General features: G+C 48.5%; 2 protein-coding genes. Both read left to right on the top strand.

Features of this window, described 5'->3' with window-relative positions; translation table 11 throughout:
* The first annotated feature begins 97 nt into the window (after positions 1 to 97).
* Positions 98 to 313: an NAD(P)H-quinone oxidoreductase subunit O gene (locus tag IQ242_RS24550; RefSeq protein ID WP_002758722.1), complete on the top strand. Its 216-nt coding sequence runs from the start codon at positions 98 to 100 to the stop codon at positions 311 to 313.
* Positions 314 to 339: 26 nt separating this feature from the next.
* Positions 340 to 1,317, top strand: coding sequence for a malate dehydrogenase (mdh, locus tag IQ242_RS24545; protein WP_193961749.1), 978 nt, complete (start codon positions 340 to 342; stop codon positions 1,315 to 1,317).
* Positions 1,318 to 1,516 lie beyond the last annotated feature (199 nt).

The following is a 1,516-nucleotide window of genomic DNA, read 5'->3' as shown; positions in this document are numbered from 1 at the left end:
GTAGAAGAGACAGCCCCACACCCCCTCTTGTCAGAGGCCTGCCCGAATATGTAACAATTTATGGAAGAAACCCCCAAGCAAATTTAACGAGAAAAACATGGCAGCTACAATTAAGAAAGGAGCTTTAGTCCGCGTGGTGACGGGAAACCTAGAAAATAGCCTCGAAGCCCTAGCCAGCGATCGCCGTTTACCCAGTTATATGTTCAACTCGACAGCAGAAGTCTTGGATGTAAAAGATGATTACGCTTTGATTAAATTCTATGTTCCTACCCCCAGTGTGTGGCTAAAGCTCGAACAACTGGAACCCGTCTGATGAGGATATTGCCTCATCCATAAACCATGGCTGACTTCTACGATACACTCCTCCCCTGTCAATCGCCCCGAGTCTCGGTTATTGGTGCTGGTAACGTCGGACGCACCCTGGCCCAACGCATCGCCGAAAAAAACCTCGCCGATGTAGTTCTCCTCGATATCGTCAATGGTTTACCCCAGGGTATTGCCCTAGATTTGATGGAAGCTCAGGGCATAGAACTGCACGACAGCGAGATTATCGGCACTAATAACTACGAAGACACGGCAGGCTCGGATATTGTCGTGATTACGGCTGGATTAGCCAGAAAACCGGGCATGAGTCGCGATGACCTCATGAATGTCAATGCCAAAATTGTCGTCGAGGCCGCCACTAAATGCCTCAAGTATTCTCCGGAAGCCATTTTTATCGTCATCACTAATCCCCTTGATGTGATGACCTATCTAGTCTGGCAAGCAACCGGTTTACCCCCCCAAAGAGTGATGGGAATGGCAGGGGTCCTCGATTCTTCCCGTTTACAAAGCTTTATCGCCATGGAATTGGGGGTTAGTACCGCCGACGTTCATGCTATGGTTTTGGGTGGTCACGGTGATTTAATGTTGCCCTTACCCCGTTACTGTACCGTCAGTGGTGTGCCGATTACCGAATTAATGGACGAGATAACAATTAATCGTTTAGTGGAGAGAACTCGCAACGGTGGGGCTGAAATCGTCAAATTACTGCAAACTGGCGGCGCTTATTACGCCCCTGCTTCCTCTGCCTGTACCATGGTCGAGACGATATTGAGAAATCAATCCCGTTTACTGCCGGCGGCAGCCTATCTCAAGGGTGAATACGGTTTACAGGATGTCTATCTGGGGGTTCCCTGTCGCCTAGGCTGTCGGGGTGTGGAAAGTATTCTGGAAGTGCGTTTGACCGATGCTGAACGTCTGGATCTACACACTTCCGCTGCCTCAGTTCGTCAAAATGTTCATTTAGCTCTTGACAGTCTCAAGGTTTTGATGTAGTTAGGGTTTGCTGAATAAATCTAAAAACTTTGTTGGATAAGACTTTTAGACCTTTTGTCAATCAAAAAGTACCAGTTCTGGGAGTGATCGGGGGTAAAATTCAGGTACTTTTTCCCTGAAAATTAGGTAACTGACTACCTCAAAATCGGTAAAACCCTACACCCCACACCCCACCTGCCCCCCCCGATGTCGGGGGGGG

The sequence above is a fragment of the Microcystis sp. LEGE 08355 genome (assembly GCF_015207185.1).
GTDB lineage: Bacteria > Cyanobacteriota > Cyanobacteriia > Cyanobacteriales > Microcystaceae > Microcystis > Microcystis panniformis.
The sequence above is the reverse complement of the archived record's forward strand: the minus strand, read 5'-3'. Positions and strand labels throughout refer to the sequence as shown.

Coding starts and splice junctions, on each gene's coding strand:
- mdh (WP_193961749.1), top strand. CDS start 340: ATGGCTGACTTCTACGATACACTCCTCCCCTGTCAATCGCCCCGAGTC.
- IQ242_RS24550 (WP_002758722.1), top strand. CDS start 98: ATGGCAGCTACAATTAAGAAAGGAGCTTTAGTCCGCGTGGTGACGGGA.